At 43.6% G+C, this 17,222-nt stretch carries 20 protein-coding genes and 1 tRNA gene; 7 read left to right on the forward strand and 14 right to left on the reverse strand.

Going from position 1 to position 17,222, the window contains the following annotated elements:
* Window positions 1-4: 4 nt before the first annotated feature.
* The 8 genes from flgG to MAR181_RS14265 all read right to left on the reverse strand — a co-directional run bounded on the left by flgG (window position 5) and on the right by MAR181_RS14265 (window position 7,024).
* On the reverse strand, window positions 5-790 hold the full coding sequence (flgG, locus tag MAR181_RS14230) for a flagellar basal-body rod protein FlgG (protein ID WP_013797298.1): 786 nt from the start codon (window positions 788-790) through the stop codon (window positions 5-7).
* A gap of 65 nt (window positions 791-855) precedes the next feature.
* Window positions 856-1,599, reverse strand: a complete 744-nt coding sequence (flgF, locus tag MAR181_RS14235; protein ID WP_013797299.1) for a flagellar basal-body rod protein FlgF — start codon at window positions 1,597-1,599, stop codon at window positions 856-858.
* 130 nt (window positions 1,600-1,729) lie between these two features.
* Window positions 1,730-3,427 carry a flagellar hook-basal body complex protein gene (locus MAR181_RS14240; protein WP_013797300.1) on the reverse strand — a complete coding sequence of 566 codons (1,698 nt, stop codon included), beginning with the start codon at window positions 3,425-3,427 and terminating at the stop codon, window positions 1,730-1,732.
* Between the two features lie 12 nt (window positions 3,428-3,439).
* Window positions 3,440-4,144 carry a flagellar hook assembly protein FlgD gene (locus MAR181_RS14245; RefSeq protein ID WP_013797301.1) on the reverse strand — a complete coding sequence of 235 codons (705 nt, stop codon included), beginning with the start codon at window positions 4,142-4,144 and terminating at the stop codon, window positions 3,440-3,442.
* Window positions 4,145-4,154: 10 nt separating this feature from the next.
* Window positions 4,155-4,604, reverse strand: coding sequence for a flagellar basal body rod protein FlgC (flgC, locus tag MAR181_RS14250; RefSeq protein ID WP_013797302.1), 450 nt, complete (start codon window positions 4,602-4,604; stop codon window positions 4,155-4,157).
* 5 nt (window positions 4,605-4,609) lie between these two features.
* Complete coding sequence (gene flgB, locus MAR181_RS14255; protein ID WP_013797303.1) at window positions 4,610-5,002, reverse strand: flagellar basal body rod protein FlgB; 393 nt, start codon at window positions 5,000-5,002, stop codon at window positions 4,610-4,612.
* 198 nt (window positions 5,003-5,200) lie between these two features.
* Entirely contained in the window at window positions 5,201-6,037 is an 837-nt protein-coding gene (locus tag MAR181_RS14260) for a CheR family methyltransferase (RefSeq protein WP_013797304.1), read from the reverse strand.
* A gap of 57 nt (window positions 6,038-6,094) precedes the next feature.
* Complete coding sequence (locus MAR181_RS14265; protein WP_013797305.1) at window positions 6,095-7,024, reverse strand: chemotaxis protein CheV; 930 nt, start codon at window positions 7,022-7,024, stop codon at window positions 6,095-6,097.
* A 136-nt stretch (window positions 7,025-7,160) separates the two neighbouring features.
* On the opposite strand from MAR181_RS14265, the gene flgA reads away from it, so the two are divergent.
* The 4 genes from flgA (at window position 7,161) to MAR181_RS14285 (ending at window position 8,955) form a co-directional block, all read left to right on the forward strand.
* Window positions 7,161-7,853 (forward strand): flagellar basal body P-ring formation chaperone FlgA, encoded by a 693-nt coding sequence (gene flgA, locus MAR181_RS14270; protein ID WP_013797306.1) that lies wholly within the window; start codon window positions 7,161-7,163, stop codon window positions 7,851-7,853.
* Window positions 7,854-7,966: 113 nt separating this feature from the next.
* Window positions 7,967-8,281 carry a flagellar biosynthesis anti-sigma factor FlgM gene (flgM, locus tag MAR181_RS14275; RefSeq protein WP_013797307.1) on the forward strand — a complete coding sequence of 105 codons (315 nt, stop codon included), beginning with the start codon at window positions 7,967-7,969 and terminating at the stop codon, window positions 8,279-8,281.
* A gap of 37 nt (window positions 8,282-8,318) precedes the next feature.
* Window positions 8,319-8,798, forward strand: coding sequence for a flagella synthesis protein FlgN (locus MAR181_RS14280; protein ID WP_013797308.1), 480 nt, complete (start codon window positions 8,319-8,321; stop codon window positions 8,796-8,798).
* Window positions 8,799-8,879: 81 nt separating this feature from the next.
* Window positions 8,880-8,955 (forward strand) — tRNA-Arg (locus MAR181_RS14285).
* 84 nt (window positions 8,956-9,039) lie between these two features.
* Here the strand turns inward: MAR181_RS14285 and MAR181_RS14290 are convergent.
* From MAR181_RS14290 to MAR181_RS14305, 4 genes are read right to left on the reverse strand one after another with little or no spacing between them, the layout of a single operon-like run.
* Window positions 9,040-9,447, reverse strand: coding sequence for an OsmC family protein (locus tag MAR181_RS14290; RefSeq protein WP_013797309.1), 408 nt, complete (start codon window positions 9,445-9,447; stop codon window positions 9,040-9,042).
* Window positions 9,448-9,468: 21 nt separating this feature from the next.
* Complete coding sequence (trpC, locus tag MAR181_RS14295) at window positions 9,469-10,281, reverse strand: indole-3-glycerol phosphate synthase TrpC (RefSeq protein WP_013797310.1); 813 nt, start codon at window positions 10,279-10,281, stop codon at window positions 9,469-9,471.
* Window positions 10,282-10,300: 19 nt separating this feature from the next.
* Window positions 10,301-11,338 carry an anthranilate phosphoribosyltransferase gene (gene trpD, locus MAR181_RS14300; protein ID WP_013797311.1) on the reverse strand — a complete coding sequence of 346 codons (1,038 nt, stop codon included), beginning with the start codon at window positions 11,336-11,338 and terminating at the stop codon, window positions 10,301-10,303.
* 9 nt (window positions 11,339-11,347) lie between these two features.
* Window positions 11,348-11,926 carry an anthranilate synthase component II gene (locus MAR181_RS14305; RefSeq protein ID WP_013797312.1) on the reverse strand — a complete coding sequence of 193 codons (579 nt, stop codon included), beginning with the start codon at window positions 11,924-11,926 and terminating at the stop codon, window positions 11,348-11,350.
* A 272-nt stretch (window positions 11,927-12,198) separates the two neighbouring features.
* Between MAR181_RS14305 and MAR181_RS14310 the strand changes: the two genes are divergently transcribed.
* A complete protein-coding gene (locus tag MAR181_RS14310; RefSeq protein WP_013797313.1) occupies window positions 12,199-13,530 on the forward strand; it encodes a magnesium transporter in 1,332 nt (443 codons plus the stop codon).
* Between the two features lie 51 nt (window positions 13,531-13,581).
* On the forward strand, window positions 13,582-14,736 hold the full coding sequence (locus MAR181_RS14315) for a mechanosensitive ion channel family protein (protein ID WP_013797314.1): 1,155 nt from the start codon (window positions 13,582-13,584) through the stop codon (window positions 14,734-14,736).
* A gap of 77 nt (window positions 14,737-14,813) precedes the next feature.
* Here MAR181_RS14315 and MAR181_RS14320 read toward each other — a convergent pair whose 3' ends face one another.
* Window positions 14,814-15,494, reverse strand: a complete 681-nt coding sequence (locus MAR181_RS14320) for a phosphoglycolate phosphatase (protein ID WP_013797315.1) — start codon at window positions 15,492-15,494, stop codon at window positions 14,814-14,816.
* Window positions 15,494-16,165 carry a ribulose-phosphate 3-epimerase gene (gene rpe, locus MAR181_RS14325; RefSeq protein ID WP_013797316.1) on the reverse strand — a complete coding sequence of 224 codons (672 nt, stop codon included), beginning with the start codon at window positions 16,163-16,165 and terminating at the stop codon, window positions 15,494-15,496. The genes MAR181_RS14320 and rpe overlap by 1 nt, the downstream gene beginning before the upstream one ends.
* A gap of 100 nt (window positions 16,166-16,265) precedes the next feature.
* Here rpe and MAR181_RS14330 point away from each other — a divergent pair, with 100 nt between their 5' ends.
* Entirely contained in the window at window positions 16,266-17,204 is a 939-nt protein-coding gene (locus MAR181_RS14330; RefSeq protein ID WP_013797317.1) for a DUF3530 family protein, read from the forward strand.
* Window positions 17,205-17,222: the final 18 nt, after the last annotated feature.

A 17,222-nucleotide genomic window follows, 5' to 3' on the forward strand; every position in this document is an offset into this window, starting at 1 on the left:
CTTGTTATAACTGCTGAATCGCAAAGCTCATCATGCCATCAGCAGAGGCGATGACTTTCGAATTCATCTCATAAGCTCGCTGTGTCGTAATCATGTTCACAAGCTCTTCAATCGAATTCACATTGGATGCTTCCAACATACCTTGACCCAAAGTTCCCAGAGAATCCTCTCCCGGCGCGCCCACAATTGGTGGCCCACTGGCATTGGTTTCAGTGAAAATATTCTGACCTGCTGCGCCTAAACCAGTTGGGTTAATAAAGCCCGCTATATTGATCGCCCCTACTTCTTGAGGGTCAGCCTCCCCACTCATTCTCACAGAAACCACACCATCATCCGACACAATAATTTCTATCGCATTAGGATCAATTTGAATGCCAGGTTCTAACACCATACCACCTGAGGTCGATATGAGCCCCTCACTGTTCAGCTGGAAGCTACCATCGCGAGTGTACGCAACGGTGCCATCAGGTTGTAAAACTTGAAAAAAACCCTTGCCTTGGATAGCAATGTCTAATTGTCTATCCGTCATGTTGTAATCGCCATTAGAAAAGTCTTTCTGCGTCGCACCGACTTTTACCCCCGTCCCTAATTGCAACCCAGATGGCAATTCAGCATTTTGAGCACTTAAGCCACCCGGAGCTCGAACCGTTTTATACATTAGGTCTTCAAAGACAGCTCGATCTTTTTTAAAGGCGGTAGTCGATACGTTTGCCAAGTTGTTGGCAACCGTATTCAATTGTTTGTCCATTGCGCTTAAGCCAGTTTTACTTACCCATAATGCCGAATTCATAACCGCTCCATTCTTTCTGTCAATCTATGCTTACTATTGGTATGCACGCTTAAATGTCATCTTTGTTAAGCGGTACGTTGTAATATTCGTGCCGATGAATTGGCATTCTCTCTTACCGTATCCATCATTTTTACATTCATTTCGAAACGTCGTGCCAAATTCATAATGTGCGTCATTTCCTCAACAGCATTCACATTACTGCCTTCAATAAAACCACTAACTAATTGCACATTTAAATCGGCCTCTAAAAACTGGCCATCTCGAGTATGGATCAAACCGTCTTGCCCCTTACGAAGATTCTGAGGGTCTGGATTGACCAACTTAATCTGGTTAATCACCGCCACTTCATTTGCGGCTCCACCTTGAGGAACAACTGAAATAGAGCCATCGGCCATAATATTGATATTATCGACAGGCGGAAGAAAAATTGGTCCACCAACACCAGCTACTGGCAAACCTCGTCCTGTTACCAGTTGCCCTGCGGCATTTATTTGCAAATCACCAGCACGGGTATAAGCCTCTTGCCCCATCTCATCGTAGACCGTCATAAAACCATCACCGCTAATGGCCACATCCAAATTACGATCCGTTTGAATCATGTCACCTTGTGTGTATCGCGTCGCTGGGTTCTCTGTCATCGCATACACACGACTGGGGTAATAGTCCCCATATACTTGCATTGAACGCGCCTGCTCAAAATCTGATCGAAAGCCCGTCGTATTCACATTGGCTAAATTATTCGCATGAATTGCTTGAGCATTCATGGTCTGAACACCACCGCTCATTGCCAAATATAATGCTTTATCCATTGCCCACTCCAAACAAAAATCAGGTTATCTAGATAAGGCTCTTACAAGATTCATACCAACTTAAAAAAGGCACAAAAAAAAGCCGAAGCAAACAAACTGCTTCGGCCATAAAACTTCTCTCTCCAGAAAATTAACGAAGGTTAATGATCGTCTGCGTGACAGTATTTTCTGTTTCTAATGTTTTACTGTTCGCTTGGTAATTACGCTGTGCCTCAATAAGAGAGACCAGTTCAGACGTCAGATCAACGTTAGATTCTTCTAACGCCCCCCCTTGGATTTTCCCTAATGTTCCACTGTTTGGACGACCAATATCAGCGGCACCAGATCCTTTACTCGCCAACCATGACGTATGCCCAGACGGTATCAAACCGTCTGTACTATCGAAAGAGGCTAAAGCAATCTGGCCAAGTGTTGCCGTTTGTTGGTTAGTATAACTGGCAACTAGGAAACCATCGCTATCAAAAGACACCCCTTGCAGCTCACCAGCCGAAAAGCCATCCTGCTCAAAGGTATCAGAATTTTCTAAAGCAAATTGAGTCGAACCCACTAAATCCAGTGGCGCAATTTTACCGCGATTAGTTGGATCCAAGCCGACAATTTCAAGGTTAATAGGTTGAGCCACTTCAAAAGGCGGCAAACCACGGTAAGCCCCCATTAAATTACCCGCTGCATCAAAACTTACAGCCGTGTCCTTTTCTAAAAAACGAGTATCTTCACCCGTCAGAGGATCTTTAAATGTCTCTTCACCATCAACCGTGATTCTCATCTCATAGGTATTATTTTCACCTTGCTTAATAAAGTAATAACCCATCGTATGAGGTTCACCTAAGGAGTCATAAATACTTCGAGTATTACCATAGGTATAGGTTTCAGGACTTAACGGATCAAACGCTTCACGTGCTACAGAGCTAGGATCTCGCACATTAGTTGCTTCAAGCGTCGACGTTAAGGCCATCCCACCCAAGGTTCCAGTCACAGTAATCGGAGCTTTCGTTCCTGCCTCAATGTCAGTAACGCCTGGATTAGCCGCTCCCAGGTAGAGCAACTCAAAAGGCGCTTCATTGATACCATCACCATTGAAATCTTCACCCGCTTCAGCCGAGTTATAGGTCGCATAGGTTTCACCAAGGAAAGCCGCGCCCGTATCATCAGTGATATTACCGTCTACAGTGGCGTGCACTCGATAGGTATTTGGTAACTCACTTTTCGCATAATAATAGGTAACGATGTGGGTATTACCTTCAGCGTCTGCCACACCCTGTGTTTGGGTATAATTGTAAGTATCAGGATTAAGTGGATCGAAATCTTCCTTTATGAACGGCGGCACATCGTCACTGTTAGAGTTAAGATTGACCTGCAACTCCATTTCCGTAGTCGCTTCAGGAGAAATACGATCGGTCGGAATCTTCAAATCATCCAAGTTACCACCCACCACACCTTCCACGGCATTAAAGCCTTGAACATGACTACCAGTATTGGTTACTAGGAAACCGTTTTCGTCTAATTTGAAGTTACCTGCTCGTGTATAGGATTGGGCAATCCCAGCATCCAAAACAAAAAAGCCACTACCATCAATCGCGAGGTCTAAATTGTTGTCTGTGTAAGACAGGTTACCTGGTGAAAACTCTTGCGCCACCTTACTCACGCTCACACCGGAACCAATGCTATTACCACTACCCGCACCTAATACACTGGTATTGTATAGGTCATCAAATTCAATTCTCGATTTCTTAAAGCCCGTGGTATCAGCGTTGGCAATATTATTACCTGTAACACCTAAATAATCAGCCGAGGCTTTAATGCCAGACAGTGCAGTATTAAATCCCATAACGCTCTCCAGTTACCCTAAGATTTCTAATTCATTGGTTAATTTAATCTTGCCGTGATTTTCAACGTTCAAGATCGTGCCATCTTCACCATTAATAGTGACTCCTTGAATCCGAGTCGGGACTCGAGTTGACATCGACGATGTCTCACCCTGAGCATTGGTTGAAGTGGCGGCAAAACGATATTCACCAGACGGCAAAGAATTACCTTCATCGTCTAACTTATCCCAACTGAACTCACCCGTATCCAATGGTGCCGTTCTGACCAGGCTGTTGTTTGAATCATAGATTTTCAGGACCGCGCTCTTAGACGATTCAGGCACAACGGCTTTCACCACTAAAGGGTCTACACCATCAGTCATCTTCGCCTTATCACCATCCATCAAAATTGATTTACCAACCAAGGTGGATGCACTCAATGCCTGATTCGACGTTAACGATGTCGCCATGGTTTCCAGTTGATCCGAAATACTGGTCAATCTTTCCAATGAACTGAACTGCGACATTTGTGCCACCATATCGTTCGCATCTTGAGGCGCAGTTGGGTCTTGCCCTTTCAACTGCTCAATATAGAGCTTTAAAAAGACATTCTGGTCAGCTAACGCGCCTTCTTCCGGCTTCACTTCTGGTTTTTCGATACCGGCTTTCGATTTTGCCGCCTCGGTACCGTATTGTGAAATCAGCCCACCAAGCCCATTTTTATCAGATATATTTGCCATCTATCTGCTCCTAAGATTGCCCAAGCGTCAGCATTTTTTGCATCATGCTTTTTGCAGAGTTCATAATTTCCACGTTCGTTTGAAATGATCTGGAAGCCGACATCATGTCCGCCATCTCTTCCATTGGATTAACATTTGGATAAAAAACGTAACCCTCTTCATTCGCCATTGGATGATCTGGTTCGTAGCGAGGTTGCAGCGGCGCATCAGATTCCACTATCGCCTGAACTTGCACGCCAACGCCAGCGCCCGTCTCATCCAGTTTAGTATTTTGCCAACCGCGATCACGCATGCTGTTATTCATCATTTGAGAAAACACTGGCTTGCGAGCACGGTAAGTCTGATCCGCTGAACTGGCCGCACTGTCGACGTTTGCCATATTACTGGCAATGGTATTCAAACGAACCGTTTGAGCGCTCATTGCCGAGCCAGAAATGGTAAAGATATTACTTAAAGACATCGTCATTAATTCCCAGTCAGCGCTTTTCTCATGCCACTGATCTTACGATCCAGAAACATGAAGCTTGTATCAAATTGCATCGAGTTCTGCGCATATTCTGCCTGCTCTCTCTGCATGTCTACGGTATTCCCATCTAATGAAGGCTGCTCTGGATTGCGATAAAGCAAATCACCCGAAACATCACTTTCTGCTGCGTGAGCAAAATGTCGATCATTGGTACCTTGTAATTGCAGTCGCTTCATTTCATCACTAAAAGCTGCATCAAAACTAACGTCTCGTGCTTTATAGTTTGGAGTATCTGCATTCGCGATATTGTTCGCCAATATCGCCGCACGAGCACTACGAAATTCTAATGCTTTATCATGTCCAGCAAAGGCACCTGCAAAGGAAATCGCCATTTAACCCTCAAACAAAAAATCAAAGATAATCTTATATAGCAATTATGATGCCAAAAAAAATATTCATATTTTTCAATTGGTTATATCCATCATTTTCTAAAACGGCAAAAAGCGGCAACTTAAAAGATAGGCTATAAAAACAAAAAAAGCCCATCCTAAGGTCTAAGATGGGCTTTTCATATTCCAATGAAAGAAGGTCTAACGCGGCTTGGCTTTATAGACAATCCCAGGATGACATTGCACTATTTCAAAATAATCTGACAACCCACTCAAGGCTTCAGAACCGCCAAGAAATAAATACCCACCTGGTTTAAGGGAGGCATGCATTCTTCGTAAAATATCCTGCTTCAAATCCACCGTAAAATAAATGAGCACATTGCGGCAAAAAATCACATCAAATTTTCCCAATCCGGCAAACGAATCAATCAAATTCAGATACTTAAAATCCACACGAGAACTCAGGTGACTTTTAATCTTCCAAGTCGAATCATCTAATTTATCAAAGTAGCGACCTTGTAAGTCTGGTCCTAAACCACGAGCAATCGCCAAACTATCATACTCACCCTGTTTTGCGTGCTGCAAAATATTGGTACAAATGTCTGTCGCAACAATCCTTTCCCCAGGTTTCAATACGCCAGGGCGAGCATTCTTAAACTCTTCAATGACCATACTAATGGAATAAGGCTCTTGACCTGTTGATGAAGCCGCAGACCAAATACGCAAGGGAGCCCCCGTCATTTCTGGCAGGACTTTCTCACGAAGGATGGTAAAAGGATGTGTATCGCGAAACCATAAGGTCTCGTTAGTGGTCATCGCGTTGATGACTTCTTCCTTTAGCTTAGCATTCATTGGTCTATCAAGCGCGTCTACCAACTGCTCTATTTTAGAAAAATTTTCTCTTTCTAAAATCTTACCTAATCGGCTTGCCACCAAATATTGCTTATTATCACTTAAAGATATTCCACACACTTTCTGTAGATATTCCCTAAAGCGACCATAGCCAGCTGGGGTGATTGTGTTTGTACTGCTGAGCATTAAAACTCCATAATAAGCAGACTAAAGGACGAGCTCAGCTCGTCCCAATCCATTACGTTACTCAGATTGCACTTGTACTGTTTCAATCGCCAAACGTGCCAGCTCATCCGGCTGGAACTTGGCCAAGAAACCATCTGCACCTACTTTCTTCACCATGGCTTCGTTAAAGACACCACTTAAGGAAGTGTGTAGAAGAATGAATAAATCCTGCAATCGACTGTCATTTCGAATCGCTGTTGTTAAGGTGTAACCATCCATTTCTGGCATTTCAATATCCGAAATCACCATAGAAAATTCTTCTGTTACATCTTTACCTTCAGCGACCAAATTCTGTAAAAACTCAAGTGCTTCTCGACCATCGCATAAAACCGTGGTTGCAAAACCAACTTGTTCCATACAACGTTTGATTTGTTTTCGAGCAACTGATGAATCATCCACAATAAGAATGTGATGTTTTTTCGCATTCTCTTGTGTCCCCGAATCCACAATACCTTCTGAGATATCTTGTCGCATTGGCGCCACTTCAGAAAGAATTTGCTCCACATCAATGATCTCCACCATCTCTTTGTCAACCTGACAAACCGCCGTCAAATAATTATCATTTGATAGGCCTTTTGGTGGTGGCTGAATATCACTCCAGTTCATATTCACAATACGTTCAACACCACGTACCAAGAATCCTTGAATACGACGGTTATATTCCGTAATGATCACAAAGCACTGGCTGATGTTTTCTATTGGACTTGCCCCCGTTGCCAAACCCAAATCCAATATTGGAATGGTTCCACCACGAATGTGTGCAACACCACGAACCACAGGTGAACTATGAGGCATAGTGGTAAGTTTAGGACACTGAAGAACTTCCTTTACTTTAAAGACATTGATGCCGTAAATTTGCTTACCATTCAAGCGAAACAGCAACAACTCAAGTCTATTTTCCCCGACCAGCTGTGTACGTTGATTGACAGTATCTAAAACCCCAGCCATATACGCCTCCAAAATGTATAAACTGCATAATGAGGTAACCCCTCAAAATTGTTAAAATGCATTCACCAATGATAGAGTGAATATCAACAATTTACTAACTTATTCATAACGAAATCATAAACAAAGAGTGTTCATCATGCGAATCTCAAGGCTTTTAATAGCCTTTATTTGTCTTCAACCCCACTTTACTTACGCTCAGGCGCTTGAAGAAATAGTTAATCGCTTCATTAGTCAAGTGGAAATTCCTCGCTTGTCCGAGGTTTATCCCCACGCAACCATAACCATAAAACTGAACAATCTTGCATCTCTAAATTACCTACCTGATTGCAAAGACAATCAAATTAGCATTCAAAATCAACGACCAGAAGCTCGAAAACGAACCAACTATGAAATCAGTTGCCCTGATCCAGTTTGGAAGTCCTATCTGCCCGCCATTCAATCAATCAGCATTCCAGCCATTCGTGCCATCACACCGATCAATCGCGGTCAAATTATCTCTCAATCTAATACCGACACGGGTGAAGTGGATATAGCAGACCTAAGAGGCCAAGTTTATACTCAACAAAAACCACCCTATGGACTGATCGCTTCCCGCAACATTCGTCTCAACACCTTCATCACGGATAATTTAACGCGTCTTCCCACCCTAATAAAAAAAGGTGACGCCATTCAAATCACAGCCAGTAGTGGCACCATTACTGTTCGTATGAATGGTGTCGCGCTAGAGAATGGCGTTAAAGGTCAACAAATTCGCGTAAAAAACGCAAGTTCTGGACGAATTGTATACGCTAAAGTTGTAACTGACAGTGAGGTTCTTGTAAACTATTGAGTATATACAACTCGGCGAATATAAATTTCCTTTTTCTAAGGTAATTGACTAAAGTTTTCGTAGACCCAGCCGAAATCATAGACAGGCAAATCATTTAAGGGCGGAAAAACCCAATGGCAATTCATTTAACAGGTCTATCAAATCAGAGCACTATAAACAAAAGTGAGCGCACGCATAAAGACGATGCGGCCGCTGGTGCGACTGAACAAAAAGGCGGTGTGCAAAGTGGTGGCACACTGGCGGAAGACACAGTAAAACTTAGCGGAACAGCTCAAACGCTACAAAATCAACAAGCTAAACTGAATAACTTACCAGATGTTGATATGGATAAAGTTGAGCAAATTAAAAACGCCATTGCAGCGGGTGAATATAAGATTGACACCCAAAAACTAGCTAACAATATGGCTTCTATGGACACGCTATTTTAACCAGCGTGCCCTACACAGCCTATAAAGGGCTTATTCTATGATCCCCATCGCCCCCATCTTCATCAAAAGCAAAGGCATTTTAATTGAACTGTCTCAACTTCTTGATGAAGAACGCTCTGCTTACGGCGAACAGAACAGCGAAAACATCATTGCATTAGCAGAAAAAAAACAAACTCTACTTGATGAAATGAATGAACTAAATGAAAAACGCATCAAGGTTCTGGTTAAATTTGATGTGGTTGATCGTAAAAATCCGACTGAAGAAGAATTCAAAAGCTGGCTAAAATTACAAGATAGCTCGATGGATGAGGTTCGTTTACTCATGAAAGAGTGCGAAGCACTTCTCAAAAGCTGCAAAACAAAAAACAACACTAACGCTCAAATACTCAGCACCCTGCAAAAACGCAACAAACATCTATATGAGCTTTTACAGGGTCATAGCACTAAAAATAAAGTTTACACATCTCGTGGCTCCACTCGCCCTATCAGCAGCAAGCAAACCTTAGGTCGAGCTTAAAATCATATATAAATCAAAGTGATAAAGACTTATCGTTTGTAATCACAAGCGTTTAAGGTTTAAAATACACTCGACCACTGAGTCCTCATAGGTAAACAGGATATACCGGCCGCCTCCTAAGCAGCTATTCCAGGTTCGAGTCCTGGTGAGGACGCCATTCAACACATGACAAAAGAACCACTCTCTTGGCCAAAAAAAAGAGCCTCTCAGCTCTTTTCCTAAACCATCTAACGCCACAAAACTAGTCAGCCTCAACCAGCTCAAAGCTGTGGACAATCTTCACACCACCGCGCTCTAACATTAATGACGCCGAGCAATACTCTTCAGCAGACAGCTTCACAGCTCTGGCCACAACACTTTCTTTTAACTTTCGTCCTGTTACCACAAAGTGCACGCGAATTTCAGTAAATACGGCTGGCACAGCATCCGCACGATCAGCCTCAATCTGTGCCACACAAGACACAACATCTTGGCGTGACTTTTTTAAAATCCCCACCACATCATAAGAGGTACAACCACCTAATCCAGCTAACAAAAGTTCCATTGGTCTCGGACCAGCAAGCTGGTTTCCATCAATTTCTACTTTAAAACCCGATCCTGTTTCGGCTGAAAAATGGACATCTTCTTGCCAACTTACATTCGTCTTCATATCACACCTATCTGTCTGTCTTTACTGAAACAATTCAGCCAATTTCTCACCTGGATCAGGCGCACGCATGAAAGCTTCTCCCACTAAAAAGGCATAGATCTCATGATTGCGCATTAATGCCACATCTTCCTGGGTATGAATACCGCTCTCGGTAACAATCAGTCTTTCTTTCGGCACACTTTTCATGAGTTCAAAAGTGTGGTCTAAACTAAGCTCAAAAGTATGTAAATCTCGATTATTAATGCCCAACAGTTCTGTTTCTGTGAATTCCAAGGCCAAGTCTAATTCCGCTCGATTATGAACTTCCACCAATACGTCCATACCCAAATCTCTGGCCATGATATCTAAAGCTCTGAGCTTTTCACCAGACAAGCAAGCTGCAATCAATAAAATACAATCCGCACCAATGGATCTGGCTTCAATCACCTGATACTCATCAACGATAAAGTCTTTACGGATCACAGGCAATTGACAAGCAGAGCGAGCTTCAACCAAGTAATCCTCATGCCCCTGAAAAAAGTCTTTATCTGTCAATACAGACAAACAAGCAGCACCTGCACTTTCATACGACTTCGCTATTTCTCCTGGATAAAAAGGCTCACGCAAAATACCTTTACTCGGCGAAGCCTGTTTAATTTCTGCAATCACACCGGCTTTGCCTAAAGCAATCTGGTGCTTCAATGACTGTGCGAAACCACGCGGAGCATTGTGTACATTAGCAACGGATGCCGCCACCTCTAAGTTTCTGTATGGTGTATGCGCTTTCCTCTCAGCAATCTCTTCGAATTTACGCGCTACAATTTTCTTCAAAATGGTGGGGGTTTCTACTTGCATAACCAAGCAACTCCTATTTTTATGTGTTAGGTTCCATAAAACAGCGCGTAAAACTCGCTAGTTCAGACATTTTCACTTTCGCTGTTCCACCACCAATAACATCTTCAGCAATGTTCACACCCTCGGCTAGCGAGTCGGCTATGCCAGAAACATAAATAGCGGCTCCGGCATTTAATGCCACAATATCACGGGCAGGGTTTACTTTCCCTTTACCCTCTAGCGCAGACTTAATTAAAGACAAACTTTCATCGGCATCGAACGCTTGTATATCATCTGTGGACTGCAGAGGAATATTGAAATCCTCTGGCGAAATACGATATTCCGTAATGTCGCCCCCTTTCAGCTCTGCCACGTAAGTAGGAGCGGCAATACTGATTTCATCCAAACCATCTTCGGAGTGCACAACCATAACGTGCTGACTTCCTAATGCTTTTAAAACTTCCGCAATAGGTCGAACCCATTTGTGGTGAAAAACCCCCATTACCTGACGCTTTGCATTGGCCGGATTCGTTAAAGGTCCTAACAAATTAAAAATGGTTCTTGTGGCCATTTCTTTGCGAGGTCCAACCGCATATTTCATAGCCGCATGATGATTCGGTGCGAACATGAACCCCAAACCGATTTCTTCTACACAGCGACACACTTGCTCAGCATTTAGACCTAGAAAAATACCGGCCTGTTCCAAAACATCAGCACTACCTGATTTAGATGAAACTGAACGACCACCATGTTTGGCGACCTTGCCACCAGCGGCCGCGACCACAAACGCAGCCGCCGTCGAAACATTAAATAAGTTGCCACCATCGCCACCAGTACCGCAGGTATCCACAATGTCTTCGATCGGCAAACTGACTTTACTGGAAAGTTCTCGCATGACTTGCGCAGCCGCAGTAATTTCTTCAACCGTTTCACCTTTCATTCGCAACGCAATCAAAAAACCACCAATCTGAGCTGGCGTTGCTTTGCCGGTCATAATATCTGTCATCACAGATTGCATGTCTTCTGCAGACAGACTTTGATGCTCCACAACGGCTGCAATTGCTTTTTGGATATCCACCAGACACTCCTATCGTTTTAAAAAGTTAGCTAACAAGGCATGCCCAGCCTCTGTCAGAATAGATTCAGGGTGAAATTGCACCCCTTCAATATCAAATACTTTATGACGCAGGCCCATGATTTCATCATGCTCTCCTTCATCATTTTGGCTCCAAGCCGTCACCTCAAGGCAATCTGGCAAATTCTCTTGCTCAACAACAAGGGAATGATAACGAGTGGCCGTTTGAGGGTTAGGCAAACCAGTAAATACACCTTGATTAAGGTGATGAATTAAAGATGTTTTTCCATGCATGACATTTTTAGCACGAATCACTTTGCCACCAAAGGCCTGAGCAATACTTTGATGGCCTAAGCAAATACCCAAAATAGGCATTTTGCCAGCAAACGCCTTTATTGCCGCAATCGAAATCCCCGCTTCACTTGGCGTACAAGGTCCTGGGGAGATGACCAACTGACTTGGCGACAAGCGTTCAATGTCAGCAATGGAGATCTGATTATTTCGATGTACCACCACTTCAGCCCCTAACTCACTAAAATATTGCACTAGGTTGTAGGTGAAAGAGTCGTAATTATCTATGACTAGCAACATGTTTTAAAATAAGATCCAAAGCGAACAAAATACCCAATCGAAAGCAGCATTCAAAAGGCTAAATTCTACACCTAAGCGAGCGAACTGTCTCCTGCTGGACAAACTCAAAAAGCGCAAACTGGCTACTTTCAGTCCATTAGTCATTAAGATTCGTCATCAATCCCTAAGTAATGAAATAATATATTGCAAAAACAAAGCCTTGTTTGATAATCCCAAATGAATACCGCACACTAACCGTCAAGTATCCAAACCCGTGTTTGTAAGAGCTTCCAATGCAAAGCCAAGTTACTCAATTAATTGAACATTTGATTCATGACGAGCATTCGCCCAACTCGATCAGCCAGATGATGTCTGAATTCAGTCCAGACGATATTGCTCTTGCTCTGGAATCCATTCCATTAGACCAAAGAAAACAAGCTTGGGAGAACATAAAACAAGCCAACCGTTTAGACATCTTGGTTGAAATGCGTGGTGAATCTCGTCAATTACTACTGAAAGAGCTGGATGATAGTGAAATTGAAAATCTATTTGCCGACGTTGATGCAGCAGGCCTGCTGGAGATCACCGACTCGTTACCAGATAGATTGGTTGACCTTGCGCTTAAGCAAATGGACAACAAACAGCGTGAATATTACCAACAAGGTATCGTTTACGATGATGACATTGTCGGCCGCTGGATAGATCACGAACTCTTGATCGCCTCACAGTCTATTCGAGTTGCGGAAGCAATGCGGTTATTGAAAAAGGCCACACCAACCTATACGGACATGATTTATCTGGTGAACCGAACTGGGCGCTGGGTTGGCTGTGTCAAATTCGACAAACTGTTTAAAGCCCATGAACAGGACCCCATCTCCAACTTAATTGATGAAGAGTGTGCTGTTATTCAAGCAGACATGACTTTAACGAAAGCAGCAGAACAACTGGAAAAATCAACATTATCGGCCCTGCCCGTGGTCGACAATAATCTCATATTATTAGGCCGCTTTCATGCTGGTCTGGCCTTAGAAACCTTACGCCTTGAAAATGAAGCGCAACAAATGTCCACGGCAGGCTTAAATGAAGAGTCAGACCTATTCGCTCCAGTAAAACGCAGCGCCGCCACCCGCGGTATCTGGCTGGGTATTAACTTATTGACCGCCTTTCTTGCCTCAGCTTTTATTGGTTTATTTGAAGCGACCTTACAACAAGTGGTCGCTTTAGCTGTATTAATGCCAGTTGTCGCCTCAATGGGCGGCATTGCAGGCAGTCAAACACTAACCTTGATTGTACGTGGCTTGGCCCTTGGGCAAATCACTCGAAGCAACCTAAAGTCCCTATTAAGTAAGGAATTAAAGGTTGGTTGGCTAAATGGCATGGTATGGGCCATCATCATCGGCCTAGTGACCTATTGGTGGTTTAATAACTCCCTGCTAGGGGCTGTCATTGGTCTGGCGATTATCATCAATATTTTGATGGCCGCACTGTCAGGTGTTTTAATCCCTGTTTTACTCGATATACTGCACATTGACCCAGCCCTATCGGGCTCGGTCATACTCACCACGGTGACCGACATTGCAGGCTTTGTGGCTTTCTTAGGCTTAGGCACCTTACTGCTTATTTAAACCATTTAAACCATTTAAACCATATTACATTCATCAATACAGAGAGATTTTATGAACTGGGAAACAATGCAAACTTACTTCGGCTTAGGCGATACCGAAATGCACTGGGTCGTCAGAGTCTTTTTGGTGGTCTTAAGCACCCTAGTCGTTAACTTTATTGCCAGTCGCTTATTAATTCGCTTAAACAAGCAACTGGAACGAACCAAGACCCCTTGGGACAATGTGTTAGTGATTGCCGCCCAAAAACCCATTGGTATGTTTATCTGGTTAGTCGGATTAAGCCTAGCAGCTGAAATTTCAGGTACCAATATTGACCCTGGACTGTCCTCTCTAATAAGTTCGATTAGAGAAGTGGGCGTTATCGTTATATTAACCTGGTTTATTTTACGCTGCATTTCTCAAAGTGAAAAAGCCGTCACAAGTTCTAGCAAGGTCAAAATCAAGGTTGATTACACGACAGCCAGTGCCATTAGTAAGCTACTGAGGGCGTCCATTATCATTACTTCCGCTCTGGTTGTCCTGCAAACATTAGGCTACAGCATTTCTGGTGTCTTAGCGTTTGGTGGTATCGGCGGTATCGCGGTCGGCTTTGCCGCCAAAGATTTGCTGGCCAATTTTTTCGGTGGGCTGATGGTCTACCTAGATCGCCCTTTCGCCATTGGTGACTGGATACGCTCCCCCGATCAAAACATAGAAGGTACAGTTGAGCACATAGGTTGGCGCCAAACTCGCATTCGCACCTTTGAAAAACGCCCTCTGTATGTTCCAAACTCAACGTTTTCATTGATTTCTGTTGAAAACCCATCGCGCATGACACACAGACGCATCAATGAAACCATTGGTGTGCGCTACTCTGATTTCAGCATTCTGCCAGACATACTCAAAGACATTAAAGAGATGGTGGCAAATCATGAAGACTTAGACACCCAACAAATTTATATGGTGAATTTCAACCAATTTGGCCCTTCTTCCCTCGACTTCTTTATTTACACCTACACCAAAACAGTCGATTGGCGAACCTACCATAACGTCAAACAAGATGTACTTTTCCAAGCTATGAAGATTATTGAAGATCGTGGCGCGGAAGTTGCCTTCCCAACACAAACACTGCATTTTGGCGACGATGGTCAAATCCATTTTAGCAATAATCAATCAGCACCAAACCAACCCGTTTCCAACCAGTCAATACCTAACGAACAAGGCTAATTTCCAATAAAAAACGGTCAAGCTTGATGATGTCATCAGCCTTGGCCGTTTTTAGTCGTTCAGGCAAGCACTTGCTGTTAAACGAGTAGCTCCGCCAAATCATCAATAATGGCATCGGCTCCTAGTCCTTTCAGGTCCACCCCTTGATGGTAACCATAGGTCACTAAAGCCGACTTAAACCCCGCGTTCTGTGCGGCTTTAAAGTCCGTAATGGAATCGCCTATCATCAAGCAACGTTCAGGTTGAGCCTCAATGGATTCACTGCAATGCAACAATGGCAAAGCAGAAGGCTTCTTCTCATCTAACGTATCGCCTCCAAGGAACCAAGCAAACTCTTCGGTGATGCCAAATTCATCCAGTATCGGCTTGATGAAGACACTGGGCTTATTCGTAATCAAGGCAACTGGCACACTGTTGTACTTAAAGGCTTTTAGAATCGCAACCACATTGGGATACAGTTTAGAATGATCCGTCAGATGCTGATGGTAATGGATTAAAAACAGGCGATACGCTTCTTCATGCTTGTCTTGGCTTAGTCCAGCCCAATCCAATGCTTGCTCAATTAACTTGGCTGCGCCAAATCCCACCCAAGCTCGGACTTGCTCTTCACCCGCCAAGGGTGCCTGATATTCTGACAAAAAAGCATCTACGGCTGCGGCAATATCCGGCACACTGTCTACCAATGTTCCGTCCAAATCCAAGCACACTAGATCAGGCCAACCGTCAAACCATTTAGAAAAATACTTGGGGGTTTTCATTAACGCACACTCGCCAATTCAGCTCTCATGGCATCAATCACGGCCTGATAATCTGTCTTCCCAAAAATCGCCGACCCTGCTACAAACGTATCCGCACCAGCCTTAGCAATCTCAGCGATATTTTTTTCACTGACACCACCATCCACTTCAAGGCGGATATTACGACCACTGGCCTCAATCAGCGCACGCGCTTCGCGAAGTTTATCCAGCGCCCCAGGAATAAAAGATTGCCCTCCAAAACCTGGATTCACCGACATCAGTAGCACCATATCTATCTTATCTAAAACATGTTTCAAATGATGTAAAGGCGTCGCAGGATTAAAAACCAAACCAGCTTTACAGCCGCCATCTTTAATCATCTGTAAAGATCGATCAATGTGTTCGCTGGCCTCTGGATGAAAAGTAATATAAGAAGCACCCGCTTCAATAAAGTCACCAATCATGCGATCGACGGGTTTCACCATTAAATGCACGTCAATGTCGGCTGTCACTCCATGCTTGCGTAACGCTTTACAGACCATAGGCCCAATCGTTAAATTGGGAACATAGTGATTATCCATGACGTCAAAATGTATGATGTCGGCTCCCGCTTCCAGAACATGATCGACTTCTTCCCCTAAGCGGGCAAAATCAGCAGAAAGAATTGAAGGGGCAATGATAAAATCATTCATATCTGTCTCCAGCAGTGACACAATAAATGCAACTTAATAAAAAACACCAAACGTCGAAGACGATATTTTAACAAGGCCATCGAAAGAAGTATTGAAAACAATGCAGAAAATTCATCTCTTACTGAAGATAACATTGATTGGCTGGTTGCTCGGCCCCGCGATCAACGCTCAAGCAGAAGATGCTTCATCGGCTGACCCTGCTGCACAAAAATACGTCAAACCACAACCACAAGTAAGTCGAATTAACGCGCTAAAAGCCTCATTAGAGGGAGTTCAACTTGAACACCAAATACAAGTATTAGACGCCGAAGGTGGTCCATTTTTATCCCTCTATAAAAAATCTCAGACTCGCTCAACCCAAGGTTGCGCCATTCTTTTACACTCAGATAATGAACACCCAGATTGGCCTGAGGCGATCGCCCCCCTGCGCGATAAGCTAACAGAGTACAGTTGGTGCACGCTGTCGATAGAAGTTCCTGATGTCACTAAACGTGGTCAAGCCATTAAGACACCCAGTACAGCCCCTGCATCAGAAAGCACTGAAGAAAAGACTGTTAGTCTAGCCAATCAGGCGATTGTGTTTGCTCGAATTGAAGCGGCCATAGAGTTAGCCAAAGCCGATGGAGTTAATGAGTTTGCTTTGATTGGTTATCGAACTGGCGCCAGCTATGCCTTAGCTTTTTCTGCGCAAAACAAGTTAGCCGTACAAGCCCTAGCGCTCATTGATATTCAAACGCCAGCTGATACGTCGAGCTATCAGATCGCACAACTCATTAGAGAGACACCACAACCAATATTGGATTACTACTTAAGTCAGCCAAGTAGAAACCAACAATTTGCCCAATGGCGACAACAAGCAGGCCGTCAGAGAGAAAAACCTCAAGGCCAATACATTCAAAAAGACGCCATTCCAGATCGTGTTACAGGGCAAGACAGTCAAGCGTTATTAGTTCAAAGAGTACGCGGTTTTTTAAAACAAAATACCAAGCAAATTAGTCAACGTCGTCCACTACCTCAAGTGAATAAAGGTCTTTTTTAACCCCTTTATTCACTAAAC

It is taken from the genome of Marinomonas posidonica IVIA-Po-181 (genome assembly GCF_000214215.1).
GTDB classification, from domain to species: Bacteria; Pseudomonadota; Gammaproteobacteria; order Pseudomonadales; family Marinomonadaceae; genus Marinomonas; species Marinomonas posidonica.

Excerpts from the sequence above, each read along its gene's own strand:
- flgG (WP_013797298.1), bottom strand. The coding sequence starts at position 790 with ATGAATTCGGCATTATGGGTAAGTAAAACTGGCTTAAGCGCAATGGAC.
- flgF (WP_013797299.1), bottom strand. The coding sequence starts at position 1,599 with ATGGATAAAGCATTATATTTGGCAATGAGCGGTGGTGTTCAGACCATG.
- MAR181_RS14240 (WP_013797300.1), bottom strand. The coding sequence starts at position 3,427 with ATGGGATTTAATACTGCACTGTCTGGCATTAAAGCCTCGGCTGATTAT.
- MAR181_RS14245 (WP_013797301.1), bottom strand. The coding sequence starts at position 4,144 with ATGGCAAATATATCTGATAAAAATGGGCTTGGTGGGCTGATTTCACAA.
- flgC (WP_013797302.1), bottom strand. The coding sequence starts at position 4,604 with ATGTCTTTAAGTAATATCTTTACCATTTCTGGCTCGGCAATGAGCGCT.
- flgB (WP_013797303.1), bottom strand. The coding sequence starts at position 5,002 with ATGGCGATTTCCTTTGCAGGTGCCTTTGCTGGACATGATAAAGCATTA.
- MAR181_RS14260 (WP_013797304.1), bottom strand. The coding sequence starts at position 6,037 with ATGCTCAGCAGTACAAACACAATCACCCCAGCTGGCTATGGTCGCTTT.
- MAR181_RS14265 (WP_013797305.1), bottom strand. The coding sequence starts at position 7,024 with ATGGCTGGGGTTTTAGATACTGTCAATCAACGTACACAGCTGGTCGGG.
- flgA (WP_013797306.1), top strand. The coding sequence starts at position 7,161 with ATGCGAATCTCAAGGCTTTTAATAGCCTTTATTTGTCTTCAACCCCAC.
- flgM (WP_013797307.1), top strand. The coding sequence starts at position 7,967 with ATGGCAATTCATTTAACAGGTCTATCAAATCAGAGCACTATAAACAAA.
- MAR181_RS14280 (WP_013797308.1), top strand. The coding sequence starts at position 8,319 with ATGATCCCCATCGCCCCCATCTTCATCAAAAGCAAAGGCATTTTAATT.
- MAR181_RS14290 (WP_013797309.1), bottom strand. The coding sequence starts at position 9,447 with ATGAAGACGAATGTAAGTTGGCAAGAAGATGTCCATTTTTCAGCCGAA.
- trpC (WP_013797310.1), bottom strand. The coding sequence starts at position 10,281 with ATGCAAGTAGAAACCCCCACCATTTTGAAGAAAATTGTAGCGCGTAAA.
- MAR181_RS14305 (WP_013797312.1), bottom strand. The coding sequence starts at position 11,926 with ATGTTGCTAGTCATAGATAATTACGACTCTTTCACCTACAACCTAGTG.
- MAR181_RS14310 (WP_013797313.1), top strand. The coding sequence starts at position 12,199 with ATGCAAAGCCAAGTTACTCAATTAATTGAACATTTGATTCATGACGAG.
- MAR181_RS14315 (WP_013797314.1), top strand. The coding sequence starts at position 13,582 with ATGAACTGGGAAACAATGCAAACTTACTTCGGCTTAGGCGATACCGAA.
- MAR181_RS14320 (WP_013797315.1), bottom strand. The coding sequence starts at position 15,494 with ATGAAAACCCCCAAGTATTTTTCTAAATGGTTTGACGGTTGGCCTGAT.
- rpe (WP_013797316.1), bottom strand. The coding sequence starts at position 16,165 with ATGAATGATTTTATCATTGCCCCTTCAATTCTTTCTGCTGATTTTGCC.
- MAR181_RS14330 (WP_013797317.1), top strand. The coding sequence starts at position 16,266 with ATGCAGAAAATTCATCTCTTACTGAAGATAACATTGATTGGCTGGTTG.